The organism is Pseudomonas sp. Van50, from assembly GCF_055390755.1.
The window spans coordinates 5,352,231-5,368,487 of the sequence record NZ_AP024343.1; the positions used below are offsets into that span (position 1 = coordinate 5,352,231).

Consider the following 16,257-nt stretch of genomic DNA (forward strand, 5'->3'; position numbering starts at 1 on the left):
GCCATCGCGAGCAAGCTCGCTCCCACATGAGTATTGGATGTTCTTAATAATAAGGATCAGGTCATGCGCGCACTGGCTGCATTGAGCCGCTTTGTCGGCAATACCTTCGCTTACTGGGTACTGATTTTCGCGGTGGTGGCATTTTTGCAGCCCGCTTGGTTCATCGGTCTGAAAAGCGCCATCGTGCCGCTGCTGGGCCTGGTGATGTTCGGCATGGGCCTGACCCTCAAGCTCGAAGACTTCGCCGAAGTCGCACGCCATCCCTGGCGCGTGGCCCTGGGCGTGGTCGCACATTTCGTGATCATGCCCGGTGTGGCGTGGTTGCTCTGCCAAGTTTTCCATCTGCCGCCGGAAATTGCCGTCGGCGTGATTCTGGTGGGTTGTTGCCCGAGCGGCACCTCGTCGAATGTCATGACCTGGTTGGCCCGCGGCGACCTGGCGCTGTCGGTGGCCATCGCCGCCGTCACGACCCTGCTCGCACCGCTGCTGACCCCGGCGCTGATCTGGCTGCTGGCCTCGGCCTGGCTGCCGGTGTCATTCATGGAACTGTTCTGGTCGATCCTGCAAGTGGTGCTGCTGCCGATCGTGCTGGGCGTGGTGGCGCAACGACTGCTGGGAGACAAGGTGCGCCATGCGGTGGAGGTGCTGCCGTTGGTGTCGGTGGTAAGCATCGTCATCATCGTCACCGCCGTCGTTGCTGCCAGCCAGGCAAAAATTGCCGAATCGGGCCTGTTGATCATGGCCGTGGTGATGCTGCACAACAGCTTCGGCTTCTTGCTGGGCTACTTCACCGGGCACCTGTTCAAGCGGCCGCTGGCCCAGCGCAAATCCCTGGCACTGGAAGTGGGCATGCAGAACTCCGGCCTTGGCGCGGCGTTGGCGAGCGCGCACTTTTCGCCGCTGGCGGCAGTACCCAGCGCGCTGTTCAGTGTCTGGCACAACATTTCCGGGGCTTTGCTCTCGACGTACTTCCGGCGTATGAGCGAAAAACAGGACCGTGAACTGCTTGCCAGCCGAGCGGTGGACTGACCGAGCGACTTGACCGAACAATCAGCATTGGGCACTCTTGCGCCCAATGCGGGGACGACCCCGCAACGCCATAGTGTTCATTATCCGGGGACGACCCCATCCATCGATGAGGTGTTTGATGTCCTGGATCATTCTGTTTTTTGCCGGCCTGTTCGAAGTCGGCTGGGCTGTCGGCCTGAAGTACACCGACGGCTTCAGCCGCCCTCTCCCCACTGCTCTGACCATCGCCGCCATGGCGATCAGCCTCGGCCTGCTCGGCCTTGCCATGAAGGAACTGCCGCTGGGTACCGCCTATGCGATCTGGACCGGGGTCGGTGCCGTGGGCACGGTGATCGCCGGGATCATTTTGTTTGGTGAGTCGATGGCGCTGGTTCGCCTGGCCAGCGTGGCGTTGATCGTTGCGGGGTTGATCGGGCTCAAGGTCAGCGCCTGAACTTTCCTGCAGGAGCCAAACCTCTGAGGGCAGCAAGGCCTGTGGGATTAAACCTGTGGGAGCAAAGCTTGCTCGCGATGGCGTCCTTGCGATCGCTATCGCGGGCAAGCCTTGCTCCCACAGATCTTGCTCCCCACAGGTTTAATCCCCCAAGCCTTTTGCCCCACAGTTTTTTCGTTTAGCGGACAGTGCCGCGCAAGTCTCCCACCAACACCTGCAAACTCGAAGGCGTTGCCGCCTCTACCGCAACCGCCGAGCCCGCCACCAGCGTCACCCGTGACCAGAACCGGCGAAACAGCCCCTTGGCCGGGTCGCGGCTGAAGAAACTGCCCCACAAACCCTGGAGCGCCAGGGGAATCACCGGCACCGGGGTTTCCTGGAGGATGCGCGTCAATCCGCTCTTGAACTCATTGATCTCACCATCAGCGGTCAATTTTCCTTCAGGGAAAATGCACACCAGCTCGCCGTCCTTCAGGTATTGGGCAATTCGCTTGAAGGCTTTTTCGTAGATCTGAATGTCTTCCTGACGCCCGGCAATCGGGATGGTCCCAGCGGTGCGGAAGATGAAATTCAGCACCGGCAGGTTGTAGATCTTGTAGTACATCACGAAGCGAATCGGCCGACGCACCGCACCACCGATCAGCAAGGCATCGACGAAAGACACGTGGTTGCAGACCAACAGCGCAGCCCCTTCATCCGGTATCGCCTCCAGGTTGCGATGCTCCACGCGGTACATGGAATGGCTCAGCAGCCAGATCATGAAACGCATGCTGAACTCGGGGACGATCTTGAAGATGTAGGCGTTGACGCCGATGTTGAGCAGCGACACCACCAGGAACAACTGCGGGATCGACAGCTTGGCCAAGCTCAGCAAGACGATGGAGACGATGGCCGAGACCACCATGAACAACGCGTTGAGAATGTTGTTGGCGGCGATCACCCGCGCCCGCTCGTTCTCCACCGTGCGCGACTGGATCAGCGCGTACAACGGCACGATGTAGAAGCCACCGAACACACCCAGGCCAAGGATGTCGATCAACACCAGCCAGGCGTGACCGAAACCGAGCACTTCAAGCCAACCGTGCCCCTCGACGCTGTCGGGAATTCCACCAGAATGCCACCACAGCAACAGACCAAACACAGTGAGCCCGAACGAGCCGAACGGCACCAGGCCGATCTCGACTTTGCGTCCGGACAGTTTTTCACAGAGCATCGACCCCAACGCGATCCCCACCGAGAACACCGTCAGGATCAAGGTCACCACGGTTTCGTCACCGTGCATCCACTCCTTGGCGTAGGCCGGGATCTGCGTCAGGTAAATCGCCCCGACGAACCAGAACCAGGAGTTGCCGACAATCGAACGGGACACCGCCGGGGTTTGCCCCAAGCCCAGTTTCAGGGTGGCCCAGGATTGGCTGAAAATGTTCCAGTTCACTCGCATGTGTGGCGAGGCCGCCGCCGCGCGTGGAATGCCGCGACTGGCCAGGTAACCGAGCACGGCCACGCCGATGATCGCGGTCGAGACGACGGGGGCGTAATGCGCCGAGGACATCATGATCCCGGCGCCAATGGTGCCGGCCAGGATCGCCAGGAAAGTCCCCATCTCCACCAGGCCGTTGCCACCGACCAACTCTTCCTCATGCAAGGCCTGGGGCAGGATCGAATACTTCACCGGACCGAACAGCGCCGAATGCGTACCCATGGCGAACAGCGCCAGCAGCATCAACCACAAATGATCGAACATGAAGCCCACGGCGCCGACCGCCATGATGACGATTTCGCCGAGCTTGATCAGACGAATCAGCGCGTCCTTGGCGAACTTTTCCCCAAACTGCCCCGCCAGCGCCGAGAACAGAAAGAACGGCAGGATAAACAGCAGCGCGCAGAGGTTGACCCAGATCGAGCGGTCCCCCTCGATGGTCAGTTTGTAGAGAATGGCGAGAATCAGCGACTGCTTGAAAATGTTGTCGTTGAACGCGCCAAGGGACTGCGTGATGAAGAACGGCAGGAAACGCCGCGTGCGAAGCAAGGTGAACTGCGAAGGGTGACTCATCTTCCATGTTCCTGAGTGGCGTGGACGCTTATTGGAATGAACGTTTTTCGATCCAGGCCACACATTACCTGTCTTTAACGATTATTTCGCCAGCCCCGCAATGCACGGCGACACAAACAACTCACCGTGCCAGGCCCCTGCCAGCGTTCGCCGCGCCACGATCAGCCACATCACCACCAGCATCGCCACCAGGACATTGCCGAAAACGCTGAAAAATTCCAGTTTCAGCAGGTCCGCCAGCTTCAGCGTGGTCAGCGCATACACGCCCAAGGGGAAGGTAAAGCCCCACCAACCGAGGTTGAACGGGATACCGGTGCGCAAGTAGCGTGCGGTGATCAACAGCGCCATCACCATCCACCAGAGCCCGAAGCCCCACAGCGTAATGCCCGCCACCAGCCCCAGCCCGGCGGCAATATCGCCGACGCCCGGCAAGCCATTGGCGGCAAAGATCATCGGGGCATCGCCCCCCAGTAACAACATGCCGAGGGCACCGGTGCAGATGGGACCGAGGGCCAACCAGCTAGAAGCGGCCATGTTCTCGTGGGGCAATTTGTGCAAGGCCATGCGCAGCACCAGGATCGTCAGAATGCTGAACGCCAGCGGTAGGGAAAAGGCCCAGAGCACGTAGCTGGTGACCAGCACGATCAGTTGCGAATGAACGTCCGCCAGGTGCGGTGCCAACAGCCCACCGCTGGCCGCCGCGACTTCGGCGGCCACTACCGGCAACAGCCACACGGCGGTCATCTGGTCGATCCGGTGCTCCTGGCGGGTGAACATCAGGAAGGGAATCAACACGCCGCAAGCCAAGGACATCGCTACGTCAATCCACCACAGCACCTCGGCCACCGCCACCACGCCCTCGCCCCAGCGCGGCAGCCCAAACAGCAAAAGGCCGTTGATGATGGTTGCGAGCCCCATGGGGATGGTGCCGAAGAACATCGAGACGGTGGAATGGCCGAAGATCCGTCGCGCTTCGTGGAAGAACAGTACCCAGCGGGCGGTGTACATCAAGGCGAACACCACGAACAACAGCGTGTTGAACAACCACAAGCCTTCGCCCAAGGCGTGCAGGCCTGGCATCGTCGTCGGCCATTGCGCCAAGGCCAGGGCCAGCACACCGGTGCCCATGACCACGGCAAACCAGTTAGGCGTGAATTGACGAATGGCCTCCAGCGGCCTGGGCAAATGGCTCAAGGGGTGCAAGCGGTTTTTTGCAGCACAGCATGTCATGACGAACTCCTGTCCTCGGTTGAGGTGGAGCCATGCTAGAGCCGGATCAAATATCTATATAACGGTTAATTTCTCTATCTGTTATCTGCTTTATAGATAAAGGTCAGACACTGCCCTCAGTCTCGATCACCAGGATCCTCGCTTCGCCCAAGGGCTTGGCCACATGCTCGGTGCCCACAGAGGCGTAGAAAATGTCTCCGGCGTCCAGCAAGGTCGCTTTTTCAACACCGTCTTCCCGATAGCACATCTGCACTTGCCCATCGAGCACCACGAAGACTTCCTGGCCGTCGTTGATGTGCCATTTGTAGGGCTGATCGGTCCAGTGCAGGCGCGTGGTGATGCCGTTCATGTTGGCGATATCCAGCGCCGCCCAGGCACGGTCACCGGTGAAGGATTTGCTGCGGATGATTTTCAAGAGATCCGTCCAGAATGAAAACTGAGTGCCAAGACTAACCCACTGCCCACGGCACCTGCATGCCTGGTTTCAAGGCCGAACGCCATCGCCGAGCGGTTTTATCGACTGCCGTAACCCCCACAGCGCGGCGACGCACAACACGATCAACACGGCGCCATACCCATCGGTCGTCGGGATCAAGCCGAACACCCGCGTCAGGTTCCCCGCCAGCAGCGACGGCAGGCTGAAGGCCAGGTAACTGAGGACATAGAACGCCGACATCAAGCCGGCCCGTTCGTGGGGCAAGGCCAGCGGCATGAGGCTGCGCAGCGCCCCCAGGAACCCGGCGCCGAAACCGCCACCGGTGACCAGCGTGCCGACGAAGAACAACGGCAAGCTGGCACCATGTACCGCCACCAGCACCAATGCCAGGCCGATCACCAACAGGCTCGCGGACGGGCGCAATATTGTGTCGGCCTCCTGGTTGCGCAACAGGTAGATGGCTGATGCGCCGCTTAGGGTCAGCACCGCCACCAGCGCGCCACCGATCAGATTGGAGGTCGATCCGGTGGCCGCCCGCACCAGCGACGGTGCCAGTGACAGGTAGAAACCACCCACGGCCCAGGCCGCCAGATCCAGTGGCAAGACACGCCACAAGGCCCGCCGCGCCTGGAGTGGCACGTGCAAGGTCGGACGCAAGGACTGCCAGGCACCTGCTTGCGGGCTGACGCTTTCTTTCATGCGCCAGAGGTAAACGGCCTGGGCCAGGAACAACCCCAGCAGCAGCCAGTAGGTCAGTTGCAACGGCAACGGTGCGAACTCGGCCAGCAGGCCACAGCCCAGCGCCCCGCACGCCATGCCCAACAGCGGCGCAACGCTGGTGATCAACGGGCCTTGGCGACGGTCGAAGTCCAGCAAAGCAGCACCCAATACACTGGTGGCCATGCCGGTGGCGAACCCCTGGATCAACCGGGCACCGATCAACCAGGCGACGCTGTCGGCACTGATAAACAGCAGCATCGCCAGTATGTTGAGCAACAGCGCCACGAAAATCACCGGCTTGCGGCCCAGGTAATCCGACAGCGACCCCACGGTCAGCAAGGCCGCCAGCAGACTGAAGGCGTACACGCCGAAAATCAGCGTCAGAACGGCCGGGGAAAACTGTAATTGTTCCTGATAGAGGTGATACAACGGCGTCGGCGCGCTGGACGCGGCGAGAAAACCGAGCAAGGTAAGCGCCAGGAAGATCAGGCTGGCGCGGGTCGAAGCTGGACGGGACATGGGCACGCTCCACAGGAACATTCGCAAAAGCTAATTTTTTGCTTTTGCGGAGTGTGCTACCGGTGTGCGCTTAAAGCAAATTCTTTGTGTTAAGGTCTGACGCATGGCTATTAAAGAAGGTTTACGCCCCGGCGGCCGAAGCGCCCGGGTCCAGGAATCGATTCATTCGGCGGTCCGCGCCCTGCTGCAAGAGCAGGACCGCGCCACACTGACCGTGCCGCAAATCGCTGCGCGCGCCGGGGTCACGCCGTCCACTATCTACCGGCGCTGGGGCGATCTGCCGGCGCTGCTGGCCGACGTCGCCATCGCCCGCATGCGCCCCGACGGCGAACCGGCCGACACCGGCAGCTTGCGCGGCGACCTGCGCGCCTGGGCCGAGCAGTACCTGGACGAAATGAGTTCCGAGCCCGGTCGTAACATGATGCGCGACATCCAGGCCTGCGCCACCCCAGGGTATTGCGTAGGGATCATCAGCCGTCAGTTGCAGATCATCCTGGACCGCTATCCCGATGAACCCAATCCGGGCGTCGAGCGGCTGATCAATGTGGTGGTGGCACCGACGGTGTTCCGCATTCTCTTTGCCACTGCGCCGTTGGAGGCTGGGGAGTTGTATCGGTTGGTGGATATTGCGTTGGGTCAGTAACACCGTCATCGCGAGCAAGCTCGCTCCCACATGGCGTCCAGAACGCTCATAGAACGCGTGTTCACCACAAATCCCTGTGGGAGCGAGCTTGCTCGCGATGAGGCCCGCCCAGACACCTCATTACCCACCTGCGACACCCCACCACGCCTCGACCTTGGTCGACACTGACGAACCCGAGCGGGCATGCGAGACTGTCCTGCCGGGCTCAAGTCCCGGTGTCTTTGTCCGGGAGTTTCCATGTCGTTGTCCAGCGGGCTGATCGCCGTTGTCGCCCTGGCCTATATGGCCATCATGTTCGCCATCGCCTTCTACGGCGACCGGCGCAGCACGCCGCTGCCACCACGGGTGCGGGCCTGGGTCTACAGCCTGTCGCTGGCGGTGTACTGCACCAGCTGGACGTTCTTTGGCGCCGTGGGCCAGGCCGCCGAACAGCTCTGGTCATTCCTGCCGATCTACCTCGGACCGATCCTGTTGCTGGTACTGGCGCCGTGGGTCCTGCAGAAAATGGTGATGATCAGCAAACAGGAGAACATCACCTCCATCGCCGACTTCATCGCCGCCCGCTACGGCAAGTCCCAATCCCTGGCAGTGGTGGTCGCACTGATCTGCCTGGTGGGCGTGTTGCCGTACATTGCCTTGCAGCTCAAGGGCATCGTGCTCGGGGTGAACCTGTTGATCGGTGCCGGCGCCGACGCCATGGGCACCCGCGCCCAGGACACCGCGCTGATCGTCTCGCTGATCCTGGCGCTGTTCACTATCGTGTTCGGTACCCGCAACCTGGACGCCACCGAACACCACCGTGGCATGGTGCTGGCGATTGCCTTCGAATCCCTGGTCAAGCTGTTCGCCTTCCTGGCGGTTGGCGCCTTCGTGACCTTCGGCCTGTACGACGGTTTCGACGACCTGTTCAACCAGGCGATGCTCGCCCCACGGCTGGAGCAATACTGGAAAGAAACCATCAATTGGCCGTCCATGGTGGTGCAGACCGGGGTGGCGATGATGGCGATCATCTGTTTGCCGCGGCAGTTCCACGTGACCGTGGTGGAAAACATCGAGCCTCAAGACCTGCGCCTGGCCAAATGGGTATTCCCTGCCTACCTGGCCCTGGCCGCGCTGTTCGTGGTGCCCATTGCCCTCGCCGGGCAAATGATGCTGCCCAGTTCCGTGCTGCCGGACTCGTTCGTCATCAGCCTGCCGCTGGCCCAGGCCCATCCGGCCCTGGCGGTACTGGCGTTCATCGGCGGCGCCTCGGCGGCCACCGGCATGGTGATCGTGGCCAGCGTGGCGCTGTCGACCATGGTCTCCAACGACATGTTGTTGCCCTGGCTGCTGCGCCGCAACAACGCCGAACGCCCCTTCGAAGTGTTCCGCCAGTGGATGCTGTCGGTGCGCCGGGTCAGCATCGTGGTCATCCTGTTGCTGGCCTATGTCAGCTATCGGTTGCTGGGTTCGACGGCGAGCCTGGCGACCATCGGCCAGATCGCCTTCGCCGCCGTGACCCAACTGGCCCCGGCCATGCTCGGCGCGCTGTACTGGAAACAGGCCAACCGCCGCGGCGTGTTCGCCGGCCTCGCCACGGGGATCTTCCTGTGGTTCTACACCCTGGTGTTGCCGATTGCCGCCCACAGCCTGGGCTGGTCGCTCAGCAGTTTTCCGGGGCTGGCCTGGTTGCACGGCAATCCCTTGAACCTGCCGATCACGCCGCTGACCCAAGGGGTGGTCCTGTCCCTGGCCGGCAACTTCACGCTGTTCGCCTGGGTGTCGGTGCTGTCGCGCACACGCGTCTCGGAACACTGGCAGGCCGGGCGCTTCATCGGCCAGGAAATCAGCGCCCGCCCCAACCCCCGCTCGATGCTGGCAGTGCACATCGACGACCTCTTGCAACTGGCCGCACGTTTCGTCGGCGAAGAGCGGGCGCGGCAAAGCTTCATTCGCTTCGCCTACCGCCAGGGCAAAGGCTTCAACCCGAACCAGAACGCCGACGGCGAGTGGATCGCCCACACCGAACGCCTGCTGGCCGGTGTACTCGGCGCCTCTTCGACACGTGCGGTCGTGAAAGCAGCCATCGAAGGTCGGGAGATGCAGCTCGAAGACGTGGTCCGGATCGCCGACGAAGCGTCGGAAGTGCTGCAATTCAACCGCGCCCTGTTGCAAGGCGCCATCGAGAACATCAGCCAGGGCATCAGCGTGGTCGACCAGTCCCTCAGGCTGGTGGCGTGGAACCGCCGCTACCTGGAGCTGTTCAAGTACCCGGACGGCTTGATCAGTGTCGGCCGGCCCATTGCCGACATCATCCGCTACAACGCCGAACGTGGCCTCTGCGGGCCGGGCGAGGCGGAAGTCCATGTCGCCAGGCGCCTGCACTGGATGCGCCAGGGCCGAGCCCATACCTCAGAACGGCTGTTCCCCAACGGCCGGGTCATCGAGCTGATCGGCAACCCGATGCCCGGTGGCGGCTTCGTCATGAGCTTCACCGACATCACCGCCTTCCGTGAGGCCGCACAGGCGCTGACCGAAGCCAACGAAGGGCTGGAGCAACGGGTGGCCGACCGCACCCGGGAACTGTCGCAGTTGAACCTGGCCCTGACCGAAGCCAAGAGCACCGCCGAAGCGGCCTATCAATCCAAGACCCGGTTCCTGGCGGCGGTCAGCCACGACCTGATGCAACCGCTCAATGCCGCGCGCCTGTTCTCCGCCGCACTGTCCCACCAGCACGACGGTTTGCCGAGCGAGGCCCGGCAACTGGTGCAACACTTGGACAGTTCGCTGCGCTCTGCTGAAGACCTGATCACCGACTTGCTGGATATCTCCCGCCTGGAGAACGGCAAGATCAACCCCGACCGCAAACCCTTCGCCCTCAACGACCTGCTCGATACCCTCGGCGCAGAGTTCACGGCGCTGGCCCAGGAACAAGGCTTGAAGTTCCGGGTTCGCGGCTCGAAGTTGCGAGTGGACAGCGACATCAAGCTGCTGCGGCGCATTTTGCAGAACTTCCTGACCAACGCTTTCCGCTACGCCAAGGGCCCGGTGCTGCTGGGCGTACGCCGACGCAACGGCGAGTTGTGCCTGGAAGTCTGGGACCGCGGGCCGGGTATCGCCGAGGACAAGCTGCAAGTCATTTTCGAAGAGTTCAAGCGCCTGGACAGCCACCAGACCCGCGCCGAAAAAGGCCTGGGCCTGGGCCTGGCCATCGCCGACGGCCTATGCCGCGTGCTGGGCCATACCTTGCGCGTACGCTCCTGGCCGGGGCGCGGCAGCGTGTTCAGCGTCAGCGTGCCCTTGGCCCAAACACAGGCCGTCGTACCGGGGCCCGTGGCCGAACCCAACGGTCATCTGCCAAGCGGCGCACAGGTGCTGTGCGTCGATAACGAAGACAGCATCCTGATCGGCATGAACAGCCTGCTGACGCGCTGGGGTTGCCAGGTGTGGACGGCGCGCAACCGCGAGGAATGCGAGCGTTGGCTGGCCCAGGGCGGCCGACCGCAACTGGCGCTGGTGGATTTTCATCTGGACGACGGCGAGACCGGCACCGAACTGATGGCCTGGTTGCGCACGCGCATGGGGGAACCGGTGCCAGGGGTGGTGATCAGTGCCGATGGCCGCCCCGAGACGGTGGCCCTGGTGCATGCGGCGGGCCTGGATTACCTGGCCAAGCCGGTGAAGCCGGCGGCGTTGCGGGCGTTATTGAGTCGGCATTTGCCGTTGTAATTCGGGCAAATGGTGCCCTGTGCAAGGTCATCTTGTGGGAGCAAGGCTTGCCCGCGATGGCGGTCTCAAGGATGCCATCGCGAGCAAGCCTTGCTCCCACAAGATGACCTCGCCACAAGTTTCTGCTTCATCCTTGGGGTTGTGCTTCAGCCCTGGGTTTTCTCGCTGGCTTCTTCCGGCAACTCAGGCAGCCCATCCGCATCGGTCATCGCCCGCTCGAGTAAATCGGCAGGCAGGCTCTTGCTCGCCCGGGCGCCGAGCAACTTGAGCTGTTCGCTACGGCTGATCAGGTTGCCGCGCCCTTCTGTCAGTTTGTTGCGCGCGGCACTGTAGGCTTTGTCCAACTGCTGCAAGCGACTGCCGATCTCGTCCAGGTCCTGGATGAACAGGACGAACTTGTCATACAGCCACCCGGCCCGCTCGGCGATTTCCCGGGCGTTCTGGCTCTGGCGTTCCTGCTTCCACAAGCTGTCGATCACCCGCAGCGTCGCCAGCAGCGTGGTCGGGCTGACGATCACGATGTTGCGGTCGAAGGCTTCCTGGAACAGGTTCGGCTCGGCTTGCAGGGCGGCGGAAAACGCCGCTTCGATTGGCACGAACAGCAACACGAAATCCAGGCTGTGCAAACCGTCCAGGCGCTTGTAGTCCTTGCCGGCCAAGCCTTTGACGTGGGCACGCAACGACACCACATGTTGCTTGAGGGCGAGTTGGCCGATGGCGTCATCTTCAGCGGCCACGTACTGCTGATAGGCCGTGAGGCTGACTTTGGAATCGACCACCACTTGCTTGTCGCCCGGCAGATAAATCAACACGTCCGGCTGGAAACGCTCGCCGTCCGGGCCCTTGAGGCTGACCTGGGTCTGATACTCGCGGCCCTTCTCCAGGCCGGCATGTTCAAGCACCCGCTCCAGGATCAGTTCGCCCCAGTTACCCTGGGTCTTCTGGCCCTTGAGCGCCCGGGTGAGGTTGGTGGCTTCGTCGCTCAGGCGCAGGTTCAGTTGTTGCAGGCGCTCCAGTTCCTTGCCCAGGGAGAAGCGTTCCCGGGCCTCGGCCTGATAACTTTCTTCAACGCGTTTTTCGAAGGACTGGATGCGCTCCTTCAGCGGATCGAGCAACTGGCCCAGGCGTTGCTGGCTGGTTTCGGCGAAACGTTGTTCACGTTCGTCGAAGATCTTCCCGGCAAGCTCGGCGAACTGCGCCCGCAGCTCGTCTCGCGAGCCTTGCAGGTCATCCAGGCGTTGCTGATGGCTTTCCTGCTGCTCACGCAGTTCGGCCTGCAACGACGCCGCCTGGGCATCGAGCCGGCGCAGCTCGGCTTCCTTGTTGGCACGCTCGAGGTTCCAGGCGTGAGCCGCATCCCGGGCATTGTCGCGCTCGATCTGCAGCAATTCGACCTCACGGCAGGCCGCGGCAAGCTCGGCCTGCTTGGCGGCGTTGGCCTGGCTCAGATCGCTGATTTCATCGCGGCAGGCATCGAGCTGGGCGTTGAGGCCATCGTGGGCCATGTGGGCCGTGGCCAGGCGCTCCTCCAGCAGGGCCAGTTCGGTCTGCGCGGCGGCGGCTTGGCGTTGCAGGTGCCAGGCCAGTGCCAGCAACGGCACCGCAGCGCCTGCCAGGCCAAACAACAGGCTGGTCAAATCCATAGCCATGACAATTCCTGCCGATCAAATAAAGCCCGAAGGTTAACCAAGCGGCTGGGGGTTGCCCAGCGCAGTCTTCGTTTTCAATCTTCGATTTCACCAAGGGCCCGGCGGGCACGATCATCGCCGGCCCGGGCGGCCTGGCGCAGCAGGTCGTGGCCGATGCGTCGATCCCGGGCGTTGCCGCATTCTCGGCACATCAACTGCCCGAGACGACTTTGAGCGGCCACCACGCCTTCACGGGCCGGTTGCTTGAGCAAACGACCAGCCAGGTGCTTGATGCTGGGGCTGTCCCCCAGCCGCGGGCTGTCGAGCAGCCACTCAGCTACCCGCATCGACATACGTTTGGGTGGGGTAACACCAGAGGGCGTGGAGGTAACAGGATTTGATACTGAGCGAAACTTCATAAAACACTGTGGGACAGATCGGAAGGCGCGCCACTCTACTCCTTTTTTCGTACGGGTAAAGTCGAAAAAAAACCGGCACGCCCGTGCTAGAGCAAGCGCTTGGGACAATCCACAGAAGCTGTGGATAACTCAGTGGACAACCCCCCTGAACTCGCGCAAAGCCCTGTGGAACGGGGCCTGCGCTCAAACTGACGATTTTTTCACCAGTAAAAAAAAGCGATGTTTTTCATTGACTTAAATTTTGGATACAGGCACCTACCCCGGATTGTTTCGACATGACAGTTGGGTGACAAGTGGTGCAGCGAGTGTGCACAAGTAACAGCTGAACGGGTTATAACGCTGCGTTTTTTTGGCACAACGGGCGGTAAAAGCTGGGGATAACCTCTGGCCGTGCATTGCAGCAACGGTGGCGTGGGCGCACTTGCAAGCGTCGGTTCCTGTGCTACGGCAGGCCCCCACAGCGATTGAGTGGCCACTTGAATATTTTTTAACCAACACCCTTCCCTTCACCGGTTCGATCCGTTAGTATCCGCAGCGTTAGTACCAAGCTGAAAGTCAATTCCGGGTCGAACACATCTCCACGGTCAGCCATCCTCCCAAGGACGCCTCACCGAAAAAAGGAGACCGGCCCCCTCGATGGTTTCCAGGTAAATCTTGCGCCAACACAGCCTTTGATCGAATGCAAAGGGTGTTGCCAGGCTCATTACTCTGACCGAACCAACCTGCAAAATTGATCAGGATCTTCACCCCGGGCCCAGAACCTTTGCCCTCGATGTGTTGCCTGCCCTCCTAAGTACCTACCTGCCAGCCCAAGCGCGCACTTATATAGCGCTCAAACTGGCTGCTTTGTTCCAGTCGGGTTCTTCGTTCGACCAATGGTGGTCGACGTTACTGGAACGTTTTAACGTTGCACGGTTCTTAACCGTGTCATTTGCAGGAACACCCATAACATGTCTACTCAAATCCACGCACAGGATGCTATCCGCACCCTCACCAACGCTTTTGCACCGATGAACTGCCTGATCATGGCCGCTCGCAAAGGCTGCTTCAGCTTCACGCTGGTCAACGAACACGGCATCGCCCGTCACAGCGAACGCCTGTACCCCGACCAGTACTCCAGCGCCGAACCGCTGCAGGCCGTGATCGAGCGTACTCGCCAGGCACTGGTTGCCTGAGACGCCAGAAAGGCTGAAACCCCAAAGGCCCCGCCCAGAAAGCGGGGCTTTTTATTGCCCGAAATTTCTCGATGAAGCGAAACGGCGTAAGCACCAAGGGATATAACAGTTATAACCGTTCGCTGAAGATGTTTTAAAAACAGTCCTTTACAGCGGGAATATGACACTACACTTCAAGTCAAGCGGCATGATCCGCTTCCGGCGGGGCCTGGACCGATCCACCGCTGCCAAGCCCACACTCTTCAGGCTCCGCCCCTTTCACACTTCGAGGGTTTTATGGGTATCGCTGCCAGCGAACTGTGTCGATATGTGATCCGCCCGACGCTCCTCTACCTTGAGCGTCACAGCGCAACCGCGGAATCCTTGTTGCTGGGCATTGCCGCCAGCCAGTCCGCCCTGGGTTCGGCCCTGCATGATCGACGGGGGCATGGCCTGTATCGCATTACCGAGCCCCGACACCAGGCACTCTGGGACCATTACCTGGCACGCGATCCGGAACGGGCCAGCCTGGTGCGCGGCCTGGCCAGCCAGCATGCCTTTCTCAGCGGCCCGCACCTGGAATTGACCGTCAATTTGCGCTACGCCACCGCCATCGCCTGGCTGCTGGTGGAGGAACAGAATACCCCGCTTCCCGACGCCGACGACCTGCTGGGCATGGCCCGCATCTGGCGCCAGACCTTTCATCCCCAAGGGCGCCTGCGAGATTTCACCTGCGCCTGGCAACGCTGTGTTTCGCCGCTGAGTCGGGTCGCTTGCTGAATGGGAAATTTGGAAACTTCCTACAACGGTCGCGAATCTGGTCGGATTGTCCTACAAAACCGCTCTAAATCAAGCCATACAGGCTATAGCGCTTGAGGGAAAATGTTGGTAATTTTCGCCCCGGTGATCACCAGGAGTTCTAACAATGAAAAAAATGATGCTCAAAACCACCCTTGGCCTTGCCGTTACCTTGGCATCCACGCAACTTTTCGCCAGTGGCTTTGCCTTGAACGAACAAAGCATCAGTGGCATGGGCACTGGTTTCGCAGGTCGTTCTTCCTCTGCCGATGACGCCAGCACCGTGTTTGGCAACCCTGCCGGCATGTCGCGCCTAAAGCGCCAGCAAGTCACCGGTGGCTTCGCCGCCATCGATGCTTCCACCGATATCGACGATGCCAGCGGTACCCAGTCCGGCACCAACAAGGGCGACATGGTTCCGCTCACTGCCGTTCCGATGGGCTACTACGTCAAGCCTATCGATGACCAGTGGGCTTTCGGCCTGGGTGTCTACGCACCGTTTGGCTTGATCACCGACTACGAAAATGGCTTCCAGGGCCGTAACTTCGGCAGCAAGAGCGAAGTGAAGGTCGTCACTTTCCAGCCAACCGTCAGCTATGCCTTCAACGACAAGGTATCGATCGGTTTCGGCCCGACCATCAACCGTATTTCCGGCTCCCTGGAATCGGATCTGACCTCTCCCCTGTCGCCGAATGATGGCAGCGTGAAGATCAAGGGCGACGACATTGGCTACGGCTACAACATCGGCCTGCTGGTCCAGGCGACCGACACCACCCGTGTCGGCCTGACCTATCACTCCAAGGTCAAGTACAAGCTCGAAGGCCACACCGAAATCAGTCCTGGGGCTGGCACACCTCCCAGCCTGCTGAATGGCGCGCGCTACGATGCTTCGCTGGATATCACCACGCCTGAATCGGTGGACTTTTCGGTCACCCAGCAAATCAATGATGCCTGGACCGTCTACGCGGGCAGCACCTGGACGCGTTGGAGCCGCCTGAAAGAAATCACCGTGAACAACGACGGTGTAACGCCCGCAACGGGCGGTGCTTTCGCGCCTGGCTTCTTCAGTTCCATTACTGAAGAACAGAACTGGCACGACACCTGGGCCTACGCCATCGGTACCTCCTACCAGTTGAACAAGCAGTGGGTACTGCGTACCGGCCTGACCTTCGACCAGGCACCGACCAACAACCAGGACCGTTCGCCACGTATCCCGACCGGCGACCGGACCATCTTCAGCCTGGGCGCCGGCTGGAGTCCGACCGACGACCTGACCATCGACGTGGCTTACTCCTACCTCAAGGAAGAAAAAGTCAACGTCAGCGGCAGCAATGCCCTCGGCCAGTCCTACGACGCCAAATACGAAAACAGCGCCAACGGTTTCGGTGTCGGTGCAACCTACCGCTTCTGATGTTTCACGGCGAACCTGAACCCCTCGCCAGCTGAAGCGAAAAAAAGCCCCGCACTCTACAAAGAGGCGGGGCTTT

General features: G+C 61.1%; 13 protein-coding genes. 7 read left to right on the forward strand and 6 right to left on the reverse strand.

The window, feature by feature from the left end:
• Positions 1-63 precede the first annotated feature (63 nt).
• A complete protein-coding gene (locus tag ACZ5M5_RS22860; RefSeq protein WP_464738022.1) occupies positions 64-1,029 on the forward strand; it encodes a bile acid:sodium symporter family protein in 966 nt (321 codons plus the stop codon).
• 118 nt (positions 1,030-1,147) lie between these two features.
• Positions 1,148-1,462: a quaternary ammonium compound efflux SMR transporter SugE gene (sugE, locus tag ACZ5M5_RS22865; RefSeq protein WP_003204587.1), complete on the forward strand. Its 315-nt coding sequence runs from the start codon at positions 1,148-1,150 to the stop codon at positions 1,460-1,462.
• 178 nt (positions 1,463-1,640) lie between these two features.
• On the opposite strand, the gene ACZ5M5_RS22870 is transcribed toward sugE, so the two are convergent.
• From ACZ5M5_RS22870 to ACZ5M5_RS22885, 4 genes are all read right to left on the reverse strand, one after another.
• Positions 1,641-3,515, reverse strand: coding sequence for an MFS transporter (locus ACZ5M5_RS22870; protein WP_464738023.1), 1,875 nt, complete (start codon positions 3,513-3,515; stop codon positions 1,641-1,643).
• Between the two features lie 81 nt (positions 3,516-3,596).
• Complete coding sequence (locus ACZ5M5_RS22875; RefSeq protein WP_464738024.1) at positions 3,597-4,745, reverse strand: TDT family transporter; 1,149 nt, start codon at positions 4,743-4,745, stop codon at positions 3,597-3,599.
• A 103-nt stretch (positions 4,746-4,848) separates the two neighbouring features.
• On the reverse strand, positions 4,849-5,160 hold the full coding sequence (locus ACZ5M5_RS22880; protein ID WP_060741092.1) for a cupin domain-containing protein: 312 nt from the start codon (positions 5,158-5,160) through the stop codon (positions 4,849-4,851).
• 69 nt (positions 5,161-5,229) lie between these two features.
• Positions 5,230-6,420 (reverse strand): MFS transporter, encoded by a 1,191-nt coding sequence (locus ACZ5M5_RS22885; RefSeq protein ID WP_103309605.1) that lies wholly within the window; start codon positions 6,418-6,420, stop codon positions 5,230-5,232.
• A 103-nt stretch (positions 6,421-6,523) separates the two neighbouring features.
• Here ACZ5M5_RS22885 and ACZ5M5_RS22890 point away from each other — a divergent pair, with 103 nt between their 5' ends.
• Complete coding sequence (locus tag ACZ5M5_RS22890) at positions 6,524-7,063, forward strand: TetR/AcrR family transcriptional regulator (RefSeq protein WP_060741090.1); 540 nt, start codon at positions 6,524-6,526, stop codon at positions 7,061-7,063.
• A gap of 237 nt (positions 7,064-7,300) precedes the next feature.
• Positions 7,301-10,771 carry a hybrid sensor histidine kinase/response regulator gene (locus ACZ5M5_RS22895; RefSeq protein WP_464738025.1) on the forward strand — a complete coding sequence of 1,157 codons (3,471 nt, stop codon included), beginning with the start codon at positions 7,301-7,303 and terminating at the stop codon, positions 10,769-10,771.
• A gap of 146 nt (positions 10,772-10,917) precedes the next feature.
• Here ACZ5M5_RS22895 and ACZ5M5_RS22900 read toward each other — a convergent pair whose 3' ends face one another.
• The gene (locus tag ACZ5M5_RS22900; RefSeq protein ID WP_162491259.1) at positions 10,918-12,306 is read right to left on the reverse strand and encodes a DNA recombination protein RmuC; all 1,389 of its coding nucleotides are present in this window, start codon (positions 12,304-12,306) and stop codon (positions 10,918-10,920) included.
• 188 nt (positions 12,307-12,494) lie between these two features.
• Positions 12,495-12,818, reverse strand: a complete 324-nt coding sequence (locus tag ACZ5M5_RS22905; protein ID WP_060741087.1) for an SEL1-like repeat protein — start codon at positions 12,816-12,818, stop codon at positions 12,495-12,497.
• Between the two features lie 950 nt (positions 12,819-13,768).
• Between ACZ5M5_RS22905 and ACZ5M5_RS22910 the strand changes: the two genes are divergently transcribed.
• The 3 genes from ACZ5M5_RS22910 (at position 13,769) to ACZ5M5_RS22920 (ending at position 16,181) form a co-directional block, all read left to right on the forward strand.
• Complete coding sequence (locus tag ACZ5M5_RS22910; RefSeq protein WP_003204606.1) at positions 13,769-13,993, forward strand: hypothetical protein; 225 nt, start codon at positions 13,769-13,771, stop codon at positions 13,991-13,993.
• A 276-nt stretch (positions 13,994-14,269) separates the two neighbouring features.
• Positions 14,270-14,752, forward strand: coding sequence for a hypothetical protein (locus ACZ5M5_RS22915; RefSeq protein WP_060741086.1), 483 nt, complete (start codon positions 14,270-14,272; stop codon positions 14,750-14,752).
• A gap of 145 nt (positions 14,753-14,897) precedes the next feature.
• Positions 14,898-16,181 carry an OmpP1/FadL family transporter gene (locus tag ACZ5M5_RS22920; protein ID WP_464738026.1) on the forward strand — a complete coding sequence of 428 codons (1,284 nt, stop codon included), beginning with the start codon at positions 14,898-14,900 and terminating at the stop codon, positions 16,179-16,181.
• Positions 16,182-16,257 lie beyond the last annotated feature (76 nt).

What these genes read in the sequence shown, in the direction of transcription:
- ACZ5M5_RS22860 (WP_464738022.1), top strand. Translation starts at nt 64, where the DNA reads ATGCGCGCACTGGCTGCATTGAGCCGCTTTGTCGGCAATACCTTCGCT.
- sugE (WP_003204587.1), top strand. Translation starts at nt 1,148, where the DNA reads ATGTCCTGGATCATTCTGTTTTTTGCCGGCCTGTTCGAAGTCGGCTGG.
- ACZ5M5_RS22870 (WP_464738023.1), bottom strand. Translation starts at nt 3,515, where the DNA reads ATGAGTCACCCTTCGCAGTTCACCTTGCTTCGCACGCGGCGTTTCCTG.
- ACZ5M5_RS22875 (WP_464738024.1), bottom strand. Translation starts at nt 4,745, where the DNA reads ATGACATGCTGTGCTGCAAAAAACCGCTTGCACCCCTTGAGCCATTTG.
- ACZ5M5_RS22885 (WP_103309605.1), bottom strand. Translation starts at nt 6,420, where the DNA reads ATGTCCCGTCCAGCTTCGACCCGCGCCAGCCTGATCTTCCTGGCGCTT.
- ACZ5M5_RS22890 (WP_060741090.1), top strand. Translation starts at nt 6,524, where the DNA reads ATGGCTATTAAAGAAGGTTTACGCCCCGGCGGCCGAAGCGCCCGGGTC.
- ACZ5M5_RS22895 (WP_464738025.1), top strand. Translation starts at nt 7,301, where the DNA reads ATGTCGTTGTCCAGCGGGCTGATCGCCGTTGTCGCCCTGGCCTATATG.
- ACZ5M5_RS22905 (WP_060741087.1), bottom strand. Translation starts at nt 12,818, where the DNA reads ATGAAGTTTCGCTCAGTATCAAATCCTGTTACCTCCACGCCCTCTGGT.
- ACZ5M5_RS22910 (WP_003204606.1), top strand. Translation starts at nt 13,769, where the DNA reads ATGTCTACTCAAATCCACGCACAGGATGCTATCCGCACCCTCACCAAC.
- ACZ5M5_RS22915 (WP_060741086.1), top strand. Translation starts at nt 14,270, where the DNA reads ATGGGTATCGCTGCCAGCGAACTGTGTCGATATGTGATCCGCCCGACG.
- ACZ5M5_RS22920 (WP_464738026.1), top strand. Translation starts at nt 14,898, where the DNA reads ATGAAAAAAATGATGCTCAAAACCACCCTTGGCCTTGCCGTTACCTTG.